The sequence below is a fragment of the Kribbella sp. NPDC003505 genome (assembly GCF_040610875.1).
In the GTDB taxonomy this organism is placed as follows: Bacteria; Actinomycetota; Actinomycetes; order Propionibacteriales; family Kribbellaceae; genus Kribbella.
In genome coordinates this window covers 664,186-685,381 of record NZ_JBEXNA010000004.1, presented here as the reverse complement: position 1 = coordinate 685,381, position 21,196 = coordinate 664,186, and the positions used below count along the sequence as shown (strand labels likewise).

Annotated in this window: 21 protein-coding genes; 8 read left to right on the top strand and 13 right to left on the bottom strand. The window is 68.7% G+C overall.

Going from position 1 to position 21,196, the window contains the following annotated elements; genetic code table 11:
* Positions 1-6: 6 nt before the first annotated feature.
* The 8 genes from ABZX12_RS17200 to ABZX12_RS17165 form a co-directional block, all read right to left on the bottom strand.
* Positions 7-2,055: a hypothetical protein gene (locus tag ABZX12_RS17200; RefSeq protein WP_355694096.1), complete on the bottom strand. Its 2,049-nt coding sequence runs from the start codon at positions 2,053-2,055 to the stop codon at positions 7-9.
* 115 nt (positions 2,056-2,170) lie between these two features.
* The gene (locus ABZX12_RS17195) at positions 2,171-3,385 is read right to left on the bottom strand and encodes an enolase C-terminal domain-like protein (protein WP_355694094.1); all 1,215 of its coding nucleotides are present in this window, start codon (positions 3,383-3,385) and stop codon (positions 2,171-2,173) included.
* On the bottom strand, positions 3,382-4,128 hold the full coding sequence (locus tag ABZX12_RS17190; protein ID WP_355694092.1) for an SDR family oxidoreductase: 747 nt from the start codon (positions 4,126-4,128) through the stop codon (positions 3,382-3,384). Before ABZX12_RS17190 ends, ABZX12_RS17195 begins: the two co-directional genes overlap by 4 nt.
* A gap of 16 nt (positions 4,129-4,144) precedes the next feature.
* Entirely contained in the window at positions 4,145-4,954 is an 810-nt protein-coding gene (locus ABZX12_RS17185) for a carbohydrate ABC transporter permease (protein WP_355694090.1), read from the bottom strand.
* Positions 4,941-5,867: a sugar ABC transporter permease gene (locus tag ABZX12_RS17180; protein ID WP_355694088.1), complete on the bottom strand. Its 927-nt coding sequence runs from the start codon at positions 5,865-5,867 to the stop codon at positions 4,941-4,943. The genes ABZX12_RS17185 and ABZX12_RS17180 overlap by 14 nt, the downstream gene beginning before the upstream one ends.
* Complete coding sequence (locus ABZX12_RS17175; RefSeq protein ID WP_355694086.1) at positions 5,864-7,138, bottom strand: extracellular solute-binding protein; 1,275 nt, start codon at positions 7,136-7,138, stop codon at positions 5,864-5,866. The genes ABZX12_RS17180 and ABZX12_RS17175 overlap by 4 nt, the downstream gene beginning before the upstream one ends.
* 18 nt (positions 7,139-7,156) lie before the next feature.
* On the bottom strand, positions 7,157-7,864 hold the full coding sequence (locus ABZX12_RS17170; protein ID WP_355694084.1) for an FCD domain-containing protein: 708 nt from the start codon (positions 7,862-7,864) through the stop codon (positions 7,157-7,159).
* Positions 7,861-8,964: a DUF4185 domain-containing protein gene (locus tag ABZX12_RS17165; RefSeq protein WP_355694082.1), complete on the bottom strand. Its 1,104-nt coding sequence runs from the start codon at positions 8,962-8,964 to the stop codon at positions 7,861-7,863. The genes ABZX12_RS17170 and ABZX12_RS17165 overlap by 4 nt, the downstream gene beginning before the upstream one ends.
* A gap of 103 nt (positions 8,965-9,067) precedes the next feature.
* On the opposite strand from ABZX12_RS17165, the gene ABZX12_RS17160 reads away from it, so the two are divergent.
* Together ABZX12_RS17160 and ABZX12_RS17155 are read left to right on the top strand one after the other, a co-directional pair.
* On the top strand, positions 9,068-9,454 hold the full coding sequence (locus ABZX12_RS17160) for a phage holin family protein (protein ID WP_355694080.1): 387 nt from the start codon (positions 9,068-9,070) through the stop codon (positions 9,452-9,454).
* Complete coding sequence (locus ABZX12_RS17155; protein WP_355694079.1) at positions 9,454-9,876, top strand: low molecular weight protein-tyrosine-phosphatase; 423 nt, start codon at positions 9,454-9,456, stop codon at positions 9,874-9,876. Before ABZX12_RS17160 ends, ABZX12_RS17155 begins: the two co-directional genes overlap by 1 nt.
* Here ABZX12_RS17155 and ABZX12_RS17150 read toward each other — a convergent pair.
* Both ABZX12_RS17150 and ABZX12_RS17145 read right to left on the bottom strand, forming a co-directional pair.
* A complete protein-coding gene (locus ABZX12_RS17150; protein WP_355694077.1) occupies positions 9,867-11,066 on the bottom strand; it encodes a pyrophosphate--fructose-6-phosphate 1-phosphotransferase in 1,200 nt (399 codons plus the stop codon). The genes ABZX12_RS17155 and ABZX12_RS17150 overlap by 10 nt on opposite strands.
* A 76-nt stretch (positions 11,067-11,142) precedes the next feature.
* Complete coding sequence (locus tag ABZX12_RS17145; protein WP_355694075.1) at positions 11,143-11,586, bottom strand: Lrp/AsnC family transcriptional regulator; 444 nt, start codon at positions 11,584-11,586, stop codon at positions 11,143-11,145.
* Between the two features lie 87 nt (positions 11,587-11,673).
* On the opposite strand from ABZX12_RS17145, the gene ABZX12_RS17140 reads away from it, so the two are divergent.
* Complete coding sequence (locus tag ABZX12_RS17140) at positions 11,674-12,567, top strand: EamA family transporter (protein WP_355694074.1); 894 nt, start codon at positions 11,674-11,676, stop codon at positions 12,565-12,567.
* Positions 12,564-13,538, top strand: coding sequence for a TIGR03560 family F420-dependent LLM class oxidoreductase (locus tag ABZX12_RS17135; protein ID WP_355694072.1), 975 nt, complete (start codon positions 12,564-12,566; stop codon positions 13,536-13,538). Before ABZX12_RS17140 ends, ABZX12_RS17135 begins: the two co-directional genes overlap by 4 nt.
* On the opposite strand, the gene ABZX12_RS17130 is transcribed toward ABZX12_RS17135, so the two are convergent.
* Complete coding sequence (locus tag ABZX12_RS17130) at positions 13,497-14,510, bottom strand: acetamidase/formamidase family protein (RefSeq protein ID WP_355694071.1); 1,014 nt, start codon at positions 14,508-14,510, stop codon at positions 13,497-13,499. The genes ABZX12_RS17135 and ABZX12_RS17130 overlap by 42 nt on opposite strands.
* Positions 14,511-14,609: 99 nt before the next feature.
* Here ABZX12_RS17130 and ABZX12_RS17125 point away from each other — a divergent pair, with 99 nt between their 5' ends.
* Positions 14,610-15,302 (top strand): response regulator transcription factor, encoded by a 693-nt coding sequence (locus tag ABZX12_RS17125; RefSeq protein WP_355694070.1) that lies wholly within the window; start codon positions 14,610-14,612, stop codon positions 15,300-15,302.
* Positions 15,299-16,879, top strand: a complete 1,581-nt coding sequence (locus ABZX12_RS17120; protein WP_355694068.1) for a HAMP domain-containing sensor histidine kinase — start codon at positions 15,299-15,301, stop codon at positions 16,877-16,879. Before ABZX12_RS17125 ends, ABZX12_RS17120 begins: the two co-directional genes overlap by 4 nt.
* A gap of 33 nt (positions 16,880-16,912) precedes the next feature.
* Here the strand turns inward: ABZX12_RS17120 and ABZX12_RS17115 are convergent, their stop codons facing one another.
* Positions 16,913-17,239, bottom strand: a complete 327-nt coding sequence (locus ABZX12_RS17115; RefSeq protein WP_355694067.1) for a MerR family transcriptional regulator — start codon at positions 17,237-17,239, stop codon at positions 16,913-16,915.
* 613 nt (positions 17,240-17,852) lie between these two features.
* Here ABZX12_RS17115 and ABZX12_RS17110 point away from each other — a divergent pair.
* Positions 17,853-19,256, top strand: a complete 1,404-nt coding sequence (locus tag ABZX12_RS17110; protein ID WP_355694065.1) for a trypsin-like peptidase domain-containing protein — start codon at positions 17,853-17,855, stop codon at positions 19,254-19,256.
* A 66-nt stretch (positions 19,257-19,322) separates the two neighbouring features.
* Here the strand turns inward: ABZX12_RS17110 and ABZX12_RS17105 are convergent, their stop codons facing one another.
* A complete protein-coding gene (locus tag ABZX12_RS17105) occupies positions 19,323-20,192 on the bottom strand; it encodes an alpha/beta hydrolase (protein ID WP_355694064.1) in 870 nt (289 codons plus the stop codon).
* A gap of 259 nt (positions 20,193-20,451) precedes the next feature.
* Between ABZX12_RS17105 and ABZX12_RS17100 the strand changes: the two genes are divergently transcribed.
* Positions 20,452-21,153, top strand: coding sequence for a pirin family protein (locus tag ABZX12_RS17100; protein WP_355694063.1), 702 nt, complete (start codon positions 20,452-20,454; stop codon positions 21,151-21,153).
* Positions 21,154-21,196: the final 43 nt, after the last annotated feature.

Here is a 21,196-nt window from a genome sequence, read left to right as displayed (position 1 = left end):
GGCTGGCTAGCCAGGCAAATGGGAGGGGGTGAGGCCGTCGGCTGTCACGTCGTACATGTTCGAGCCGACTCGGAGGCCGGTCAGGCGGGCGTCCGGGTCGAGTGCTGCGACCTGCGGGCTGGCGGTCACCGTGCCGTCCAGGGCGACCTCGATGCCGAAGATGCCCTCCAGCACCAGGCTGACCCAGGCGCCGGACGACGAGCAGGACCAGTCGATCAGGTACGGGAACTGCGGCGGCGACTTCCGTGCCCCGCCGGCCATCACCGGCTGCGCCTCCTCGACGAAGTGCGCCTGCCCGCACGGCCCCTGGTTCGCCGTCCGGGCGAGACCTGGCAGCCAGTCCAGCAGTACGTCACCCCGCCCGAGCGCGAACAGTGCGCGCCCAGCATCCGCCGGCCACGCCGGGTACGCCCCGTTCCACTGGTGGTCCGGCCGGACACTGAACGCGGCGTCGGCGTCGTACGGCGACAGCGCGCGCATCCAAGTCGGCGTCTGAAGCTCCCGCTGGAAGAACGAGACCATCTCGGCGCACTGCGACTCGGACAGGTCGTCGGGGATCGTCGTACCGACGATGTTGAAGTCGTAGCAGTGCCGGACCGGGACGAGCGACCCGTCGGGCTGCCGTGCGTGCCAGAAGCCCTTGCCCTCGACGTACAGCTCGTTGACGTGGCCGGCCTGCGCGGAGGCCTCCTTGCGCAGCAGAGCGGCACGGTCCGCGTCACCCGAGCGGTCCGCGATCTCCGCGGCGACCCGCATGCACCACACGTTGGCCGCGTTGAAGCTCGCCACCTCGTGCACGTAGCTGCTGACACACTCCAGCAGGTTGTCGATGCCGCCGTAGTCGGCCAGCGCATGGTCGCCGCGCAGCCCGCGCCAGGCGGTGGCCCACTCGTGCACATGGTCGCCGACCGTCTTCGGCCCGACCGTCGCGTCGAGGAACGCGTCGTCCCCGGTGAAGCGCACATAGTCGCGCACCAGCCGGGTCATGGCGAAGTCGTTGACCGAGTACCAGTAGCCGACCGGTCCTCCGGTCAGCCACTCGGTGCCGAAATGCTTGTGCGTGTCCAGGTCGATCCAGTGCTCGATGTGCTTGCGCATGGGCGCCGGGTCGAGCAGGGCATGCGTGAGCGAAGACAGGCTGTAGTCCCAGATGAACGTCGTGGTCTGCCAGTACCGCGGCATCAACGTGTCGTACGTCCGGCCGAGCACGCTGGCCGGGTTGTCACGCCGGAACCAGATGACCCCGAGCACACCCCACCAGTACAGCTTCCGCAGCGCCTCGTTCGACGTCTCCAGCACCGGCAGCGAGCCGCTGAACCCGTCGCTGGACGGGTCGAAGGCGTCCGCGATCGCCACGTCCCACATGCTCTCCGCGACCGAGATCACCGCAGGTACGTCGGCCACGCAGACGTCGAAGTGCTCCGTCGCCTCCTCCAGCGACCCGGCCAGCACATGCACGTACGACAGCCGGCCGTGCCCACGCTCGTCCAGCACGACAGTTGCCTCGAGCACGGACCTGTCCACGGTGCCGGGCACATCAAGACCTTGCACACTGACAGCAGATCCGGACTCGCCGCTGCCGACAACCCGATTGTCGACAACCGACAGCGTGTTCACCTCGGACGGCGGCTCCGGGCGCAACCAGCCGGCGGACGAGCGCGTCGCGGTGCTGGCCAGCGAGAACCCCAGCTGGACTGACCGTCCCGGTGTGCCCGAGATGTCCAGCTGGACGACCACGGCCGTGCGGCCGGGGGCGCAGGCGGTCGTGGTGCGCAGGTCGAGGCCGTCGACCGAGGTGGAGCGCACGACGCAATCCGGGCGCCACACCACCTCGACCGTGCCGCCGTACGAGCAGGCCAGCCGACCGTCGACGTACAGCTGTCCGGTGATGGTGTCGCCGTGCGAGTACGGCGGGAAGTTCACGCTCCGGATGGCCATCACGTCGTGGTCGACCTGTGCCGTGCCCAGGAAGTTCGTCAGCCCGGGCGGGTTGAACATGTCGTCGTAGGTGTGGGTGAGGACGTCGCTGGCCAAGTCGGCGCTGCGCGGGATCATGGGGCCTCCCGGTCTGGACTGAGGAGTGGAGGGAGCGAAGCGACTGGAACGACGAGGGAAGACCGGGAGTTACAGCCCCATGATCCGCCGAGCGGCAGCGAGGCATTCAATACAGTCATGAAGGATCGGCCCAATCGGTGTTCGGTAGCAGGGGGTACCAGTCCGGGCGGGCCGGATCGCGGTCGTACGGGTACGGGCCGAGCTCGCGGAACAGCTCGGCGTACTCGGCCAGCTTGTCGCGGTCCAGCTCCACGCCCAGGCCGGGCGCGTCCGGGACCGCGATCGCGCCGTCGGCGTACGCGAGCTTGCCGCCGGCAATGATGTCGTCGCGCAGGTGGTGGTAGTGCGCGTCCGCGGCGAACGACAGGTTCGGGACGACGGCGCCGAGGTGCAGCATCGTCGCGAGCTGGATGCCGAGCTCGCCGGAGGAGTGCACGGCGACCCCGAGCTGGAACGTTTCGCAGACGCCGGCCGCCTTGACGCACGGCCGGATGCCGCCCCAGAACGTCGTGTCCAGCAGGATCACGTCGACCGCGGGGTCGCGGACGTTGGCGGCCAACTGCTCGAAGTTCACCACCACGGTGTTGGTGGCGAGCGGGATCGGCGTCTTCTCGCGGACCCGGCGCATCCCGTTCAGGCCCCAGGTCGGGTCCTCGAGGTAGTCGTTGTCGAGGTCCTCGATGCCGCGGGCGAACCGGATCGCCTCCTCGACGCCGAACGCCCCGTTCGGGTCGAACCGCACCCGGTGCCCCGGGAAGGCCTCGGCCAGCGCCCGGAAGCACTCACGCTCGTAGTCCGGCGGAAACACCCCGCCCTTCAGCTTGTGCACGCTGAACCCGTGCGCGTCGACCAATGAGCGGGCATGGGCGACCAGCTGGTCCGGCGTACGGATCTCACCGGTGCCGTCGTCCGCGGCGTGCCGGAAGAACAAGTAGCTCGCGAACGGCACGCGCTCGCGGACCTTTCCGCCGAGCAGGGCGTGCACCGGGACGCCGAGCTCGCGGCCCTGCAGGTCCAGACAGGCGAACTCGATGGCCGCCAGCAACTGGGTCCGGTTGTTGTAGAGGCTCGCGGTCGGGTTGGCGAGCATCCAGCGCAGCGCCTCGGTGCGGGCCGGGTCGTGGCCGACCAGGTACTCCTTCAGCCCGGTGACCGCGGCCTCGGCGCTCTGCCCGCCGCCGCCCATCTCACCGAGACCGATCAGGCCGTTGTCGGCCTCGACCTCCACCACGGTCCGTACGAAGCGTCCCCAGTGCGCTCCGTTGCTGTGCCGCAGCGGCGCCTCCAACGGCATCGTCACCGTGGTCGCGCGGACGTCGACGATCCTCACTTCGCGTCCTCCGGCAGTACGACGGCCAGCCCGGCGGTCAACCCGCCGTCGACCTTCACGTCGGCTCCCGTCACGAACGAGGCCGCGGGCGAGGACAGGAAGTAGATGACCTCGGCAACTTCTCCCTGTGTCGCGACCCGTCCGAGCGGATGCGACCGGCCCCATTCGGCGATCACCTCGTCGGTCGGCCGACCGCCGCTGAACTGCGCGGCCGAGGTGCGCAGCATCGGAGTGTCGACCGAGCCCGGGCAGACCGCGTTCACGCGGATCCCGTCCGGGGCGTGGTCGACCGCCATCGCCCGGACGAGGCTGAGCAGGGCGCCCTTTCCCATGCTGTACGCCGCGACGCTCGTCTGCGCCGCATAGGCCTGCACGGATGCGACCACCACAACACTCCCGCCCCGCGGCAGGTGCGGCACGAACGCCTGGCAGGCGAAGAACACGCCACCGACGTTCACGGCCATCACCTCGTCGTACACGTCGAAGGGCGTGTCGACGACGGTTCCGTAGCGTTGGACGCCCGCCGCACACACCAGCACGTCGATCGCGCCGATCTCCTCCGCGACGGCGGCGAGCGCGGACCGGTCCGCAACATCCACCTGCACGCCAGTGACCTGGTCACCGACAGCTGAGATGTCGCGGTCGAGCACGACGACCCGGTCACCGGCGGCCAGGAACCGTTCCACGGCACCTCGTCCGATGCCGGCGGCGCCGCCGGTTACGACGACTGTGCGGCTACTCATATATGTCCTCCGAAAATCAGAACTGACCGAGGGCGAGGCCCCGGGAGAAGAAGCGTTGAGCGGCGAGGAAGAGGATGACGGTGGGCAGCGAGACGAGCAGGCCGCCGGCCAGCACGGTCGGCAGCGCCGCGCCGCCGTACGTGCTCTGCAGGCCGGTCAGCGCCGGCATGATCGGCCGCACCGACTCCGACTGGCTCAGGGTCAGGCCGAGCAGCAGGTCGTTCCAGACGAAGGTCGCCTGCAGGATGAAGATCGCGGCCAGCGCCGACCCGGCCATCGGCAGGTAGATGCTGCGGAAGATCCGGAACAGCCCGCCGCCGTCGACCACCGCGGCCTCGAACACGCTGCGCGCGATGCCGGTGAAGAAGTTCCGCATCACGAACGCCGAGAACGGCACGCTGATCGCGGTGTACACGACGATCATCCCGGTCCGGGTGTCGTACAGCCCCGAGTTCGCGTACCCGGAGAACAGCGGCATCAGGATCATCTGCAGCGGGAAGATCGTCCCGCCGAAGATGAAAACGAACCAACCGAAGCCGTGCTTCAGCCGCAGGACGACGATCGCGTAGCCGGCCGCCGCACCGATCAGCACCGCGAGCACCGGCGCGACCACGCTGTACATCGTGGTCGCCACCAGCGTGTCGCCGAGCGCCGCCTTGCTCCACGCGTCCCCGAAGTTCGTGAACAACGAGAAGCCGGCCGGTTTCCACACGGTCTTGGCGTCGTACCCGTCGACGGACTTGGACGCGTTGACGATCAGCAGGTAGACCGGCGCCAGCCAGATCAGCCCGAGGAGGACCAGGAACCCCGTCTTAACCTTGCTCACGGGCGTCCCCCAACTGGTAACGCAGATAGAGGACCGAGGCCGCGAAGGTGACCAGGCTCAGGAACAGCGCGATCGCCGCGCCCTGGCCGTAGTCGTTCAGCACGAACGTCTCCTTGTACATCGACAGCGCGAGGGTCTCCGAGGACGTACCCGGACCGCCCTGCGTCATCACCCAGACCACGTCGAAGGTCTTCAGGCTGCCGACGATCGACAGTCCGATGACGACTGTGGTGATGGCTCTGAGCTGTGGCCACAAGTGATGCCGGAAGAGCTTGAAGCCGTCGGCTCCGTCCAGGCGCGCGGCCTCCAGCGGCTCCGTCGGGATGGACTGGAGGCCGACCACGAACAGGAGGGCGTTGACGCCGGCGGCCTGCCAGGTCGTTGCCACGATCATCATCAGGGTGTTGCCGGGGCCGGACTGCAGCCAACCGGTGTGAGCACCAGGGAGCCCGAAGAAGCCGAGTGCCTGGCCCAGTGCGCCGTCCGGCTGCAGTACGAAGCCCCAGATGACGCCGACGGCCACACCGGAGATCGCGTACGGCAGCAGGAACGGCAGCCGCAGCCAGGTGCCCCACTTGTGGCCATAGGTAAGTACAGCCACAAGCAGCCCTAGTACGACCGGCAGGGTGATCATGCCCGCGACCCACAGCAACGTGTTGACGAGTGCCCCGATCAGGTCGGGGTCACTGAACATCGCCTTGTAGTTGGCCAGTCCGGACCACACCGGCGAGGCCAGACCGTCGTAGTCGGTGAAGCTGACGTACGTCGTCCAGAGGAACGGCAAGTAGAGCAGCAGCGCGACCACGCCCGCGGCCGGGAGCCCGAACAGCGGTGCCATTCGGGCTCCGGTCCGCGCGGCGCGGGTGGCGTTCAGCCGTCGGGTCTCCACCGGCCGCTCGGTGACAGCAGTCACTTCTGCTTGGCCCAGTACGCGTCCGCCTCGGCCTGGATCTTCTGCAGGCCCGGCATCGGGTCACCCGGCTTGGTCACGAACGCGCCGAACACCTCGAGCGCCTTGTTCGCGACCGGGACCGGTGTCGCCTCAAACCAGCGGTTGATCAGGCGGTACCCGGTGACGTCCTTGTTCAGCTGGGCCAGCCCCGGGTCCTTGACCTCGGCCTTCGGGTTGAACGACAGGTCGCCGCGGGAGTTCGCCCACGCGGTCTGCGCCTGCGGCGTGACCCACCAGTCGGTCCACTTCTTGACGGTCGACGCGTGGTCCGACGCCGCGGCCGAGCAGACCGGGCCGGTCTCGAAGATCATCGAGGTCTTCGGCAGGTCGGGGTTCACGTTCGGGATCACGAAGAAGTCGTAGTCGGTCCCGGCCTTCATCTTCAGCGTGTTCAGGTTGCCGCTGAACCAGGTGCCGAAGTTGATCATCGCGACGTCGCCGTTCTTCAGTTGCGCCTGCGGCTCGGTCTTCGCGCCCGGGTCGCTGAAGTACCCGGCGTCGATCATCTTCTTCCACTCGTTCATCACCTCGACCACACCCGGGTCGGTGTACTTCGCCTTGCCGGCGGCGAGGTTGTCGTACAGGTCCGGGTCCTTGCCGGCCAGCAGCGTCTCGAACCACACGAACGAGAACAGGATGTTGGTCTGGTAGAACGGCTTCACACCGGCGGCCTTGACCTTGTCGGCCACCTGCGTCAGCTCGGTCCAGGTCTTCGGGGTCTGGGTGATCCCGGCCTTCTTGAAGACGGCCTTGTTGTAGTACATCACCCAGTAGCCGGCGTTCAGCGGGACGCAGTACTGCTTGTCGCCGAACGTGAAGTACTGCTTCAGCTGCTCCGGGATGTTGCCGTCGGCAATCGCCTTGGTCCACTGGTCGGTGGTCTCGGCGACGAGCTTCTGGTCCACCAGGTCCTGGAGCTCCTTGCCGGTGTGCCAGGTGAACAGGTCCGCCTTCTCCTTGGTCCGGAACGAGGACCGGATGAACGCGGTGTAGGTGTTCGAGTCGGAGTACCCGACCGGCTCCATACCGACGCCGACGTCCTTCTTGCTGGCCGCGCCGACCTGGGTGAACGCGTCCTTCCACCCGCCCTTGTCGTTGTAGAACTTGAGCGAGTCGACCGGCTTGTCCTCACCCTTCTTCGGGGCAGCGGCCCCGCCGCCTCCACAGGCGGACAGCGCGAGCGCGCCGGCGATCACCAGAGCCGCCAGCGCCTTGCGGTTGTTGCGTTGCATGTGATGCGTCCTTCCAGCTCAGGGATGCTGAAAACGTTCGTTGATGACGGCCAGTACGCCGTCGAGGTGCTCTCGGGTGAGGAGTTCGGCCAGGTCGGCGTCACCGGAGCGGACCGCGTCGTAGATCGCGCGGTGCTCGTCGAGGTCGGCCTGGCGGTCACCGTGGATGTGCAGGATCTCCAGCTGCTCCCGGGCGTTCACGACCGTGACCGACTCGACCACTTCGGCCAGGGTCGAGTTCCCGGAGGCCTGCGCCAGTGAGCGGTGGAAGTCCATGTTCACCTCGGCCAACTGCGCGTGGTCGCCGGAAGCGATCAGCTCGGCCGCACTCTCCAAGTCCTTGGCCATCTGCTCCAGTGCGGCCTCACCACGGGTCTGTGCCGCCAGCGCGGCAACAGGTGGCTCGATGAGGGCACGGGCCTGTAGCAGCTCCACCAGCCGGTCCGGACTCGGCGCCAGCGCCAGCGGGTTCGCCAGCACCAGCCGGCCGACGTTCGGCCCGACGTACACGCCGGACCCGTGCCGGAGCTCCACTGCTCCGGTCGCCTCCAGTCGGCGCAGCGCCTCCCGGACCGTCGGTACGGCGACCTTGAACCGCTCCGCCAGCGACCGCACCGCCTCGAACTGGTCACCCGGCGCCAGCTTCCGCTCCGCGATCAGCGCGAGCATCGACGTCGCCAGGTCGTCCAGCAGACTGCGCCGTACGACGCCTCCGGTGGCGCTCATCCGGCCGCCGCCAGCGTGACCGAAACGAAGCGCGGGCGGTAGATGCTCACGTCGCCGTACAGCTCGTCGCTGACCAGGCTGTTGACGTTGTAGCTCACCAGCAGCGACGTACCGCGCCGCAGGTCGGGGTGGTCGTGGGAGTTGTACGTGATGATGTTCCCGCCCGTCTCCGGGGTCTGGTACAGCTCGACCGGCTTCACCCACGGACCGGTCGGCGAGCAGGAGAAGTACCCGACGACGCGCTTGCTGAACAGCTCGTTGGTGTCGTGCGTGACCAGCAGATAGCCGTCGCTCCAACGGGTCACACTGTGCTCGTTCGCGACGCCTTGCAGCACTCGGGCCGAGGCGGTCTCGTCGGCCGACCAGCCCGACCCGGTCCAGTACTCCCACGGCTTCGCGGTCAGGTCGTCGCCGCGGACCCGGGCGACGTGCTGGTACTTCGAGGCGCCCAGGTCCTCGACGCCGTAGACGTAGGTGTAGCCGCTGTCGCGGAGCAGCCAGCCGGACCACTGCACGTTCGCACCGGACGGGATCGGCGTGAGGCTCTTCAGCTTGTACGTCGTGCTGTCGAACCGGGCCAGATAGTTGCTGGCCCAGCGCCAGTCCCACTGCCCGGTCCCGGTCTTCTCGAAGCGCAGCGCGACCACGTCGAGGTCACGGCCGGCGTGGCTGGTCTGCGCGGCGCCGAACCAGTACCAGCCGTTGGCCGGCGGCGGGACGAGCGCGGTGGGGCTGGTCGCCGTACCGCCGGTGACCGTCTTCAGTTTCGTGTCCTGCTGGATCACGAACGAGTTGTTGATGAACGGCGCGGTCATCGGACGGCTGCCGTCTGCGTTCACCGGGCCGAGGAACGTGTCGGAGAAGACCCACGCCGTACGCCCGCCGGGCAGCGGCACGGAGTAGGTGCTGTCCGCACCCGTCCAGCCCTTCCCGGTGTCGCTGTACGCGTTGAGGAGGCCTTCGGGCGCCGCGTGCGGCGATGCCTGAGCGGTCCAGTTGGTACTGACAGCGCTGCAGCTCGACGGGGCTGCGGCTGCCGGGACAGCGAGGCCCGCTGCCGTGAGTGACAACGCGACTACCGCGATCAGTGGACGGGACATGAAAATGATCAGATCACTTGGTCATTTTCGGTGTCAAGAGTCAGGGACGGATCAGGGCGCGTGCCGGGAGTGTTGCTACCGCGTGGATGGGAGGATCGACGGCATGAAGAACTTGATCATCAGGCTGCTCGCCAACGCGATCGCGCTGGGCGTGGCGACCTGGCTCGTGTCCGGGATCACGCTCGAGGGCGCGACCACCGGCCGGCGGGTGCTCACACTGCTGATCGTCGCCGCGATCTTCGGCGTCGTGAACGCGATCGTGAAGCCAGTCGTGAAGCTGCTGTCACTGCCGCTGCTGATCCTCACCCTCGGCCTGCTGACCTTCGTGATCAACGCCGTGATGCTGTGGCTGACGTCCTGGATCACCGGGAAGCTCGACGTTCAGTTCCACGTCGACGGGTTCTGGTCGGCACTGTGGGGCGCGCTGATCATCAGCATCGTCGGCATGCTCCTCAACGTCGTGCTGCCGGACAAGGCCGAAGTCCACTAGTGCGCGTCGAGATCGTCTGCACCGGGAACATCTGCCGCTCACCGATGGGCGCGGTGGTGCTGCGCGCCAAGCTCGCCGAGGCTGGTCTCGACGACGTCGAGGTGACCAGCTCGGGCACCGGCGGCTGGCACGTCGGCGACCGGATGGACCCGCGCGCCGCGGCCGCGCTCCGGCGCCGCGGGTACGACGGCAGCGCGCACCGGGCCCGTCAGTTCGACCGGTCGGGGTCGCCCGACCTGATCCTCGCGATGGACACGGGCCACCTCGACACGCTCACCCGGTACGGCGCCACGGCGCAGCTGTTCGCCCGCGACGACGTACCGGATCCGTACTACGGCGAGGACGACGGCTTCGACGAGGTCCTCGCACAGATCGAGAAGGCGGCCGACCAGTGGGTCGACCGCCTCCGCGCTCAGCTCTGACCAATCCCTGCTTTGAGGGCGACGAACCAGTCGACGGCCGGGTCGAAGGCCTTGCCGCCGGCGATCCGCGGGAACTCGATCGCGCGCAGCTCGTCGCCGCGCTCCTCGTCGTGGCCGACGACGCCGGACTCACCGCGCAGCGCGGCGTCGACGGCGTAGTCGGTGCACTCCTTGATCAGCGCCAGGTCGCGGTCGTTGGCCGCGGCCGAGCGGCTGAAGTAGCCGCTCTTCTGCACCATCGTCTTCTCCGCGCCGATCCGCTCCGCGAACTGCTTCGCGAACCAGGCCCCCGGGTTGATGGTGTCGAGCTTCACGTGCCCGAACGGGTCCCGGCCGACCTCCTCGCCGCGCGCCTCCAGCTCGGCCACGATCGACTCCACGCCGGCGCCCTCGGACAGGAAGATGTTGACGCAGTCCTCCTCGTCCATCACCTTGCGCAGCCGCTCGGCCTCGGCGTCCAGGTCGATCGTTGCCTCCGGCACGTACACGGCGTCGACGTCCCAGCCGCCCTTGCGCAGGCCGATGCCCGGGTTCCACTCCTGCTCGTCGACCCACTGCTGGTAGGCCTGCGCCGTGGCCGCGGTCAGCCAGCCGCAGTTGCGCCCCATCACCTCGTGGACGATCAGCATCCGCGGGTTCGAGCTGTGCTCGGCGATGATGTTGCGGGCGAACAGCGCGCCCTGCTCGGCGGCGGTCCAGGCGCCCAGGCTCTGCCGGATCGGGACCACGTCGTTGTCGATGGTCTTCGGCAGCCCGACCACGGTCAGGTTGTAGTCGTGCTCCTGCAGGTACGCCGCGAGGTCGGCGGCGGTGGTGTTGGTGTCGTCACCGCCGATGGTGTGCAGGACGTCGACGCCGTCCGCGACCAGCCGCTCGGCCGCGACCTGCAGCGCGTTCTGCCCGTCCTGGATCAGGCCGCGCTTCACCAGGTCCGCGGTGTTGGTCAGCTTGACCCGGCTGTTCCCGATCGGGCTGCCGCCGAACTTGTGCAGCAGCGCCGCCTTCTCCCGCACCTCCGGCGTCACTTCGAGAAACTGACCGCTGAGCAGGCCGTGGTACCCGTTCAGGTAGGCGATGATCTCCACGTCGGGCGCTACCTCGGTGTAGCGCTCGATCAGCCCGCCGACGGCGGACGACAGGCAGGGCGCGAGCCCGCCGGCGGTGAGCAGGGCAACTCTGCGGACAGCCATGGTCCAGGGTCCTTCCGAAGCGTGTGAAGTCGGCACCAGACTAGTGATGCAGACCACTCTCGACGGTGGTTGGGGCTCACCCTGCGGACAGCGGCACGCTCCGCGGCGGCACCGGGGTGGAGACGATGAACGAGCTGGTCGTCTGCCCGTGCGGCAGGAACTTGTCCAGCACCTCCTCGAGCGCGGCGATCTCGGCGACCTGGACGCGCATCAGGAAGCAGTCCTCGCCGGAGATCCGGTGGCATTCGACGACCTCCGGGACACGGCCCGCGAGCTCGATGATCTTCGGGATCTGGTTCGGGCCCGGACGCAGCCGCACCCAGGCGGCGACCGGTCGGCCGAGCGCGGCCGGGTCGATGTCGAGCCGGTAGCCGCGGATAACGCCGGACTCCTCCAGCCGCGCCACCCGCTCGCGCACCGTCGGCGTGGACACCCCGAGCCGCCGGGCGAGCTCGGTGGTCCGCAGCCGGGGATCGGCGGTCAACTCGTCCAGAATTCTGGTATTGAGCTCATCCAGCATCTGGCTTCTCGTTTGGGTAAGCACAACCGCCTCCTGGGCTCCGAATCGTCATGGATGGCCGCAGACTTCGTTCCTACTGTAGTGAGCGTGACAACAGTTGCCGAAGCCCCGCCGCGAATCGGTCTCGCGGCCGGTGCTGCCGCCGCCACCGTCGTGCTGTGGGCGTCGTCGTTCGTCGCCATCCGGCACGTCGGCACCCAGATCTCCGCCGGCCCGCTCTCGCTGGCCCGGCTCGGCCTGGGCAGCGTCTTCCTCGGGGCCTTGCTGGTCAAGCGGCAGCAGCCCGCCGTACAGCGCTGGCCGGTGCGCCGCGACTGGTTGCCGCTGATCGCGTGCGGCGTTCTGTGGTTCGGCGTCTACAACCTGGCCCTCAACGAGGCCGAGCGCCGGCTCGACGCCGGTACGGCGGCCATGCTCGTCCACATCGCCCCGCTGCTGATCGCAGTGCTCGCCGGACTGGGTCTGGGCGAGGGGTTCCCGCGGCAGTTGGTGATCGGAGGCCTGGTCGCGTTCGCCGGCATCGTCGTCATCGGTACGTCGACCTCCAGCGGCCGCGCCGAGACGTGGGGTGTGGTGCTGTGCGTGGTCGCCGCCATCTCGTACGCCGTCGGCGTGGTGACGCAGAAGCCGCTGCTCAGCCGTCTGCCCGCCGCTGAGGTCACCTGGCTCGCCTGCACGATCGGCGCGGTCGTCTGTCTGCCGTTCGCGCCGACCCTGGTCGAGGAGGTCCGGGCTGCCGACGCGGCGACCATCTGGTGGGTCGTGTACCTGGCAGCGTTCCCGACCGCGCTCGGCTTCACCACGTGGGCCTTCGCCCTCCGCCGTACGAGTGCCGGACAGATGGGCGTCACCGTCTACGCCGTACCGGTTGTCGCGATCGTCCTGGCCTGGCTGTCGCTGGGCGAGGCTCCCACCGCACTGGCCCTCGCCGGCGGCGCACTGTGCCTGGCCGGCGTGGCCATCTCCAGGAGGACAGCATGAAGTTCGGTGTGTTCGTTCCGCAGGGCTGGCGGATGGACCTGGTCGAACTGGCGGACCCGGTCGAGCAGTGGGAGGCAATGACCGCGGTGGCCAAGGCGGCCGACGCAGGCCCCTGGGACTCGATCTGGCTCTTCGACCACTTCCACACCGTCCCGGAGCCCGCCCGCGAGACCGTCTTCGAGATGTGGACGACCACAGCCGCCCTGGCCCGGGACACATCGCGGGTCAACCTGGGCCAGCTGGTGGGCTGCAACGGGTACCGCAACCCTGCCCTGCTCGCCAAGATGGCGGCCACCGTGGACGTGGCCAGTCACGGCCGGATGTACGCGGGACTCGGGGCGGGCTGGTCGGAGCACGAGTGGAAGGCGTACGGCTACCCCTGGACGAGCCAGAAGGAGCGGATGGGCTCGTTCACCGAGTCGGTCGAGCTGCTGCACCGGCTGTGGACCGAGGACGACGTGGTCTTTCACGGGCAGTACCACTCCGTCGACAAGCCGTACGTCGTCCCGCGGCGCCGCCCCAAGCTCTGGATCGGCGGCGGCGGTGAGCGGGTCACCCTGCGGCTGGTGGCGAAGTACGGCGATGCCTGCAACTTCGGGACCGGAAGGGTCGACGTCATCCAACGGAAGCTGGCGATTCTCCGCAAGCACTGCGACGAGGTCGGCCGCGACTACGACGAGATCATCAAGTCCACCAGCCTGAACGTGTTTCCGGTCGAGGCGGCTGCTGACCCTGTGGCCGCGACAGCCAGGGCCCGAGGGCGGTACAGCCTGGAGGAGTTCCTGGAGATCGGCTCTGGCGGGACGTCACATGTGCTGGCGGAGATCGTCACGACGAAGCAGCTGAGCGAGCACGTCGAGCGGCTGGCGGAGGCCGGTATCGACTACGTGATCTCGTACATTCCCGGCGTCGCCTACGACCACGAGCCGCTACAGCGGTTCGCCGAGGAGGTCGTTCCGCAGTTCGGCTAGCCGCTGGTGGATCCCGTCGTACGCCGTGGCGTCCGGGAGGAGGCGCTTCGGGACCTTCGTGACCACGCTGTAGTTGGCATCGACCACGTTGGCGAGTGGGACCTCGCTGACCTGGCTGAGCAGCTGGTACGCGTCCAGCTTGTCCAGCCCGTACAGCTCGCCGAGCCAGCGCACCATGTCGACCTGACCGGCGCGCCACGCGTCCTCGAGCGGCCGGCTCGAGCCGACGACGGACAGGTAGTCGTCACTCTCCAACCGCGGCCAGACCGGTCCGGGCGTCTTGAGCAGATCCACGATCAGGACGACATTCATCGCGCCCTCGACCGCGGTGCCGCAGGACTCGCCCTCACCCTGCCGGTAGTGACCGTCACCGACCGAGAACAGCGCGCCTTCGACGTTCACGTTCAGGTAGCAGGTGGTCCCGGAGCGCATCTCCGGCGTGTCCATGTTCCCGCCGAACGTGTCCGGCACCAGCGCCGAGCGGACCTCACCGCCCGCCGGGGCCACCCCGACGGTGCCGAGCATCGGCTCGAGCGGCAGCGCGACCTCCAGATCACTGCCCTGCGCCTGGAAGCCGACCGTCCGGCGAGCGCTGTCCACCTCGTAGATCCAGGTCCGCTCCGGCAGCGGGTCCTGCAGCGTCGCGGTCCGGTCCGTGCTGGTCAGGCCGCCGAAGAACGGGATCGTCGCGGACGCGCCCCAGCTCCGCGCCGGGGTCAGCTCGACGAAGTGCAGGACGAGCGTGTCGCCCGGCTCGGCGCCCTCGACGTAGAACGGCCCGGTCTGCGGGTTCACGAACGGCATCGTCAGCGAGGCGCTGGCGAGGTCCGTCGTACTGCGGAGACTGCCCGCGAAGGCGTCCTCGGTCCACAGGCGCAGAGCGGTACCGGGCCGCACCCGGCGTACCGGAGGCACCCCGCCGAACGTCCAGGCGAAGTCGGCGGGCTCAGGTGTGAATTCGACAATGTCCACGTCTGGCAACCTATTGGTGAGGATCAGCGGGTTCTCAGGCGATTCTCACAGAAGCGACCTACTCTCGGTCACGGAACTTCGAGTGGAGCGGGGCAGACGATGCGGGTACTGGTGGTGGACGACGACCGGGCGGTCCGGGACTCGCTGCGCCGTTCGCTGGAGTTCAACGACTTCGAGGTGGTGACCGCGTCCGACGGCGCCGAGGCGCTCGCGGTGATCGGCAACGTCGAGCCGGACGTCGTCGTGATGGACGTGATGATGCCGCGGCTGGACGGGCTGGAGACCACCAAGGCCTTGCGGGCCGCGGGCAACAACGTGCCGATCCTGGTGCTCACCGCGCGGGACGCGGTCGCGGACCGGGTGGACGGCCTGGACGCCGGCGGCGACGACTACCTGACCAAGCCGTTCGCGCTGGAGGAGTTGCTGGCCCGGCTGCGCGCGCTGCTGCGCCGCAGCACCACGCCGGGCGAGGGCGGCCAGCGCGGCGAGGTGTTGCAGTACGCCGATCTCGTGGTCGACGTCGACGCGCACGAGGTGCACCGCGGCGAGGTGCCGATCCAGCTCACCCGCACCGAGTTCTCGCTGCTCGAGCTGCTGATCCGCAACCCGCGCCGGGTGCTGGAGCGTGCGGTCATCCTGGACGCGGTCTGGGGCTACGACTTCCCCACCACGGCGAACTCCCTCGAGGTCTACATCGGCTACCTGCGCCGCAAGACCGAGGTCGACGGCCTGCCCCGCCTGATCCACACCGTCCGCGGTATCGGGTATGTGCTGAGAGACACCCCGCCGTGAGCCAGCAACACCCCGAGGGCTTTCCGTCGTACACCGACCGGCCGCCACCGCAACCCGCACCACCTGTTGCCAAGAGCAATGGAAACCGCGTGGCGGCGACCGCCGCCCGCACCCAGAGCTGGTGGAACGAGACACTCCACAAGCTGACCCTGCACGCCCGCGTGACTCTGCTCGCGGCGGTTGCGGTCGGCCTGGCGGTGGCGATCGTCAGCGTCGCTGCGTACGTCACGGTACGTCAGCAGATGTACCAGAACCTGGACGACAGCCTGATCCAGCGCGCCAGCCAGGCCTCCCAGAAGGGCGTCCTGACCAACCTCTACAACCTGCAGAACGCCTCGGCCGACGCCTTGGGTCTGAGCGACATCCGCGTCGGCGTCCTGAGCGCCGACGGCCAGAAGTGGGCGCCACGGAACAGTCCGCTCCCGCCGATGGGGCCGGACGAGCTGCAGATCGCCCAGAACCAGGGCAACGAGGCCAGTCTGCGCACTGTCGGTCTACGCAACGGCGGCTCCCACTTCCGGGTGGTTGCCGTGCCGGCCCGCTACTGTCCCGCCAACGCACCCTGCGACGAGGAGCCCGGGCTGTACCAGCCGGGTGCCCTGGTCGTCGCGCAGTCGCTGGGAGCGATCGACCAGACACTGCACAACCTGGGCATCGTGCTGTGGGCGTTCGGGTTGATCGGCGTCATCGGCGCCGCGCTTGCGGGCAACGCGGTGGCGCGGTCCGGTCTGCGGCCACTGGCGCGGCTGACGGGCGCGGCGGAGCACGTCGCGCGCACCGAGGACCTGAAACCGATCCCGGTCGCCGGGACCGACGAGATCTCCCGGCTGGCGATGGCGTTCAACGCGATGCTCGGCGCGCTTGCACAGTCCCGCGACCGGCAGCGCCGGCTGGTCGGTGACGCGGGCCACGAGCTGCGTACGCCGCTCACCAGCGTCCGGACGAACCTGGATCTGCTCGCGCAGGCCGACAAGCGCGGCGGCCTTCGCCCCGAGGACCGGCGGCAACTGCTGGACGACGTACGCGCCCAGATGGACGAGCTGACCACACTGATCGGCGACCTGACCGAGCTGGCCCGCGACACCCCGCAGGTGCGGAACGCGGAGCTGATCGAGCTGTCCAACGTGGTCGAGGACGCGGTCATCAAGGTCCGGCGGCGTGCGCCCGGACTGGAGTGGGACGTCCAGCTCACGCCGTTCCCGGTGTGGGGTGACGAGCGGCTGCTCGGGCGCGCGGTCACGAACCTGCTCGACAACGCCGCGAAGTACAGCGTTCCCGAAGGTGCGGCGCAGCACAGCGACGGGCAGCCCGTCGGGCATGTCACGGTCCGGCTCGTGGACGGCGTACTGACGGTCACCGACTCCGGGCCGGGGATCGCCGAGGCGGACCTGCCGCACGTGTTCGACCGGTTCTACCGGTCCAGCGAGGCGCGCAGCCGCCCCGGCTCCGGGCTGGGCCTGGCGATCGTGAAGCACGCGGCCGAGCAGCACGGCGGGATGATCTACGCACGGAACGTGCCAGGGGCCGGCGCCCAGTTCACGCTGTGGCTGCCGCACGCGGCGACCCAGACCCGCTGATGTGGCCGTGGTGTGCGGGCGCGAGTCCCTTGGTCAGCCTTCTTCGTCCGCCGCGTTGAGCTCGGCGTTGATCCGCAGCGCTTCGGCCAGCTGATCTTCCAAGACGATGATCCGGCAGGCGGCCTCCAGCGACGTTCCGTTGTCGACCAGCTCGCGAGCGCGGGCGGCCAGGCGGAGCTGGTACCGGGAATAGCGGCGATGTCCACCCTCGGAGCGCTGCGGGGTGATCAGTTTCGCCTCGTCCAGACTGCGCAGGAACCCAGGGGTGGCGCCGAGCAACTCGGCGGCCCGCCCCATCGTGTAGGCGGGAAAGTTCTCGTCGTCGAGGTTGGTCGCTGGTGTTTCGGGGTCTTCTGACATCGTCTGCTCCGCTGGCCGGCCTGGGGTCATCGCACCTCCGTGTCGAGGGCCCCGGTGCCGAAGCACCGGGGCCCTGGGGTCGGATTGTCACCATCTGCTGACCCTTGAGTCAGCCTCTACTTCCGCGGTCCGCCGTGCAGGCCGGACTCCGCTGGGATCGCACTGTGTGTAACCGAGAACCACCTTCCAATCACGATGGGACTGCGGTACCCGCCCGGCGAAACGCAGCCATGGCGGGCGATCCTGATGACGTAATCCACTCCTCTTCTTCAGTGTTCCGACTGCTTACTGCTTACTGCACCGGCCGATTACTGCGACTGCCACATCACTTGGTACTGCACTGCGAATTCCTCGGCCGGGTCCTGCTGATACTGCGCGTACTGCCTGGGCGGTCTGTGGCCGCCCGCGTCAGCTTCTTTGTTCTCTCTTGGCAACACCAGAGACTCTAGCCAGTCGATCGACGAATGTCTACTTTCGCCAGCACAGGTTTTCGTACGCGATGAGTTAAGAGTTTCGGCGCGGCGGGTCTTCTTCAGAGGATCTTCATGGAGTTCTTCGGTCACTCCGAGCGGATCTTCAGGGCCCTCTCAGGTCCGGCCGGGACAGTATTGCCATGACCGAGAACCAGCCGCAGCAGCCGCAGAACCAGCCCGGCCACGACGTACAGGGACCGCAGGGGCCGGAGCGGACGCAGCAGCTGCCGATGTACGGGCAGCATCAGCAGCAGCAGTTCGCGCCGCAGGGCGGGCAGCCGCGGCTGGACTCGGGGCCGCAGGGGCAGCGGCCGGGACAGTACTCCACAGGTGGGAGTGCGTATCCGCAGTTCGGCGCACCGGGGACGCATCAGGGGACGTCTCCGGGCCCGAACTGGCCCCTCGGCCCGCAGCAGGCCACGGCCACCGCGCCGAAGCCGAAGCGCCGGGCCGGTCTGGCCGTGGTGGCGCTGACCGCGCTGCTGGTCGGCACCGCAGGCGGTGTCGGCGGCGCGGCCGTCTACTCGGCCACCACCGACCACACCGCGAACACCCCGTCCGTGACCGCCCCGCTGAACGGCAACCAGGCGGCACCCGCGTCGGCGCCCGACGGCTCCGTGCAGAGCGCCGCCTCGAAGGTCCTGCCGAGCGTGGTGAAGATCGCGGTCGCGACCCAGCAGGGTCAGGCGACCGGGTCCGGCATCGTGATCAGCAAGGACGGGCTGATCGTCACGAACAACCACGTCGTGTCCGGCGCCGGGCAGGGCGCCCAGCTCAGCGTGATCCTGAACGACGGCCGGACCGTGTCGGCCACGGTCAAGGGCACCGACCCTCTCACCGACCTGGCGGTTATCCAGGCGAACGCCACCGGTCTCACGCCGGCCACCCTCGGTCAGAGCGGGAAGCTCGCCGTTGGGCAGGGCGTGGTCGCGATCGGCTCGCCGTTCGGCCTGGAGGCGACCGTGACCAGCGGGATCGTCTCGGCGCTGAACCGGCCGGTGACGTCCGGCGACGAGCAACAGGACAGCACGACAGTCTTCCCAGCAATCCAGACGGACGCCGCGATCAACCCGGGCAACTCCGGCGGCGCCCTCATCGACCTCGCCGGCCAGGTGGTCGGTATCAACAGCGCGATCAAGACCGCCGGCGGATCGGGACAATCCGAGGGCGGGAACATCGGCCTGGGGTTCGCCATCCCGATCGACCAGGCCAAGCCGATCATCGACGAGCTGGTGGCCAAGGGCAAGGCCACGCATGCGCGGCTCGGTGTGACGGTCGGCGACGCGCAGTCCTCCGACGGGCTCACGAACGGAGCACGCCTCGGCGAGGTTACGTCCGGCGGTGCGGCGGACAAGGCCGGTCTGCAGTCGGGTGATGTGGTGACCGCTGTAGACGGCAAGGCGATCGCGTCAGGGGACGCGTTGGTCGCCGCAGTCCGTTCGCACCGCCCGGGCGATGAAGTGAAACTCTCCATCACCCGCAACGGCAAACCCCAGACCGTCAACGCCACCCTCGGCTCCGACAACGGGAACCCCACCGGCTGACCAACCGTCCAACCAAGACCGGACTGCGCCGCCCACCGAGCGGCGCAGTCCGCTTGTCGCGGTCGCTCAGGTCGCCGACAGGAAGTCCCGCAGAGCGCGCCTGGTCTCGGTGGGCTGCTCGGAATGCGGACTGTGACCTGCGTGGTCGATGATCCGAAGGCGCGCATGCGGTATGCCCGCCGCGAGTTCCTCCTGACACTCCGGCGGAAACACGAAGTCGTCACGCCCGGACATGACCAGCGTCGGCACCGCGATCTCGCCGAGCCGGTCCATGACGGTCCAGTCCTTCAGCAGGTGGCGACCGGCGAAGATGTGCGCCTCCGGCCGCACCTTTCCACGCCACCCGCCGTCCGCCAGGTCGCGGGCCACCCCCAGCACGGGATTCCGGGAGTAGTACGCGGAGCCGATGCTCGTCAGGATCCGGTAGTACTCGCTGCGCTCGAAGTCACCGGTGAACCAGCGCCGCACCAATTGCGCCTTCTCCGCGCTGTAGCCGCGCTTCTCCATGACCTCGGCCGCGTTCTGCCGCGCCCAGTGAGCATCGCCACCGGTGTCCAGCAGTATCAGGTGCGAGAGCTTGCCGGGGAAGCGCAGCGCGTACTCGAGCGCCACATGACCGCCGAAGGAATGGCCGAGAACCGCCCACTGCTCGAAGCCGAGTTTCTCCCGCAACGCGTCCGCATCCGCGGTCAGGTTGTCCCAGGTCATGGACGACACCGGAACGCCGACCGAGCGCCCGTTGCAGCGGTGATCGTAGAGGATCATCGTGAACTGGTCGGCACAGCGCCGCAACGGCGCCAACGTCCAGTGATCTGCGCTGGGTCCGCCGTGCATCAGCACCACCGGATGCCCCTGCCCGACGATCTCGGCGTACAGCGACACGTCCCGGATCGGGAATCTCCCGGACACCGCCCAGCGACCGCTTGCCGTCGTCATCGCCATCGTCTCCCTTCACTCCGGTCTTCCGTGCGCGTCGATCCGGCCCGGCGCCATGGACGATGTCATCGTCACCTCGATGTGAAACGTCGCATTCAGCGACCGGTCGCGCTGGGGTCATCGGACCCCGGATGCACGGGCCGAACGGCTCTGTCTCAGGGTCGCGGCACGCTGCCGACGCTTGTTGCAGGGTGGGACTGACTCGTCCACGCAACGGTGAGCCGCAACTCGAAGGGCAGAAGGGGTATTACTGGACCTCGTGGAGATCCATCGGGCGGACGATCGGTTCCGCACCCTCGACAGCTGGCTGGACTCGCGGCATTCGTTCTCGTTCGGCGCGCATTACGATCCGGCGAACGTGGGGTTCGGGTTTCTGGTGGCGCACAATGACGAGACGGTCGCTGCGGGCACCGGGTTCGAGGAGCATCCGCATCAGGATCTGGAGATCGTGACCTGGGTACTGCGGGGTGCTCTGGCGCACCGGGACTCGCAGGGAAACAGCGGGAGTGTGCATCCGGGGCTGGCGCAGCGGATGAGTGCCGGTAGCGGGATCCGGCACTCCGAGTGGAACGACGGCGCCGAGCCCGTGCACTACGTGCAGATGTGGGTCCGGCCCGACCGGCTCGATCTTCCGCCGTCGTACGAGCAGGCGGAGCTCGATCTGACGACGGGTGAACTGATCCCGGTGGCCTCAGGTCTCGCCAAGCACTCCTCGGACACCGCGATCCACATCAACCAGCCCGCGGCTGGGATGTCCGTCGCGCGGCTCGGCCCGGGCGGGGCGATCGAGCTGCCCGCAGCGCCCTACCTGCACCTCTTCGTCGCGGCAGGTGCGGCGACCCTTGAAAGCGCCGGCGAGTTGGGCACCGGGGACGCCGTACGGTTCACCGGCTCCGACGGCGAACGCGTCACCGCGGCCCCCACCGGAGCCGAACTCCTCCTCTGGGAAATGCACAACTAGCGACCACCAGCCCGCCCGCCCCGCCCAGAGGCCGACTTTGTGC

Excerpts from the sequence above, each read along its gene's own strand:
- ABZX12_RS17150 (WP_355694077.1), bottom strand. The coding sequence starts at position 11,066 with ATGGCTGTCCGCAGAGTTGCCCTGCTCACCGCCGGCGGGCTCGCGCCC.
- ABZX12_RS17110 (WP_355694065.1), top strand. The coding sequence starts at position 17,853 with ATGACCGAGAACCAGCCGCAGCAGCCGCAGAACCAGCCCGGCCACGAC.
- ABZX12_RS17165 (WP_355694082.1), bottom strand. The coding sequence starts at position 8,964 with ATGTCCCGTCCACTGATCGCGGTAGTCGCGTTGTCACTCACGGCAGCG.
- ABZX12_RS17125 (WP_355694070.1), top strand. The coding sequence starts at position 14,610 with ATGCGGGTACTGGTGGTGGACGACGACCGGGCGGTCCGGGACTCGCTG.
- ABZX12_RS17145 (WP_355694075.1), bottom strand. The coding sequence starts at position 11,586 with ATGCTGGATGAGCTCAATACCAGAATTCTGGACGAGTTGACCGCCGAT.
- ABZX12_RS17115 (WP_355694067.1), bottom strand. The coding sequence starts at position 17,239 with ATGTCAGAAGACCCCGAAACACCAGCGACCAACCTCGACGACGAGAAC.
- ABZX12_RS17175 (WP_355694086.1), bottom strand. The coding sequence starts at position 7,138 with ATGCAACGCAACAACCGCAAGGCGCTGGCGGCTCTGGTGATCGCCGGC.
- ABZX12_RS17105 (WP_355694064.1), bottom strand. The coding sequence starts at position 20,192 with ATGACGACGGCAAGCGGTCGCTGGGCGGTGTCCGGGAGATTCCCGATC.
- ABZX12_RS17190 (WP_355694092.1), bottom strand. The coding sequence starts at position 4,128 with ATGAGTAGCCGCACAGTCGTCGTAACCGGCGGCGCCGCCGGCATCGGA.
- ABZX12_RS17200 (WP_355694096.1), bottom strand. The coding sequence starts at position 2,055 with ATGATCCCGCGCAGCGCCGACTTGGCCAGCGACGTCCTCACCCACACC.
- ABZX12_RS17135 (WP_355694072.1), top strand. The coding sequence starts at position 12,564 with ATGAAGTTCGGTGTGTTCGTTCCGCAGGGCTGGCGGATGGACCTGGTC.
- ABZX12_RS17160 (WP_355694080.1), top strand. The coding sequence starts at position 9,068 with ATGAAGAACTTGATCATCAGGCTGCTCGCCAACGCGATCGCGCTGGGC.
- ABZX12_RS17170 (WP_355694084.1), bottom strand. The coding sequence starts at position 7,864 with ATGAGCGCCACCGGAGGCGTCGTACGGCGCAGTCTGCTGGACGACCTG.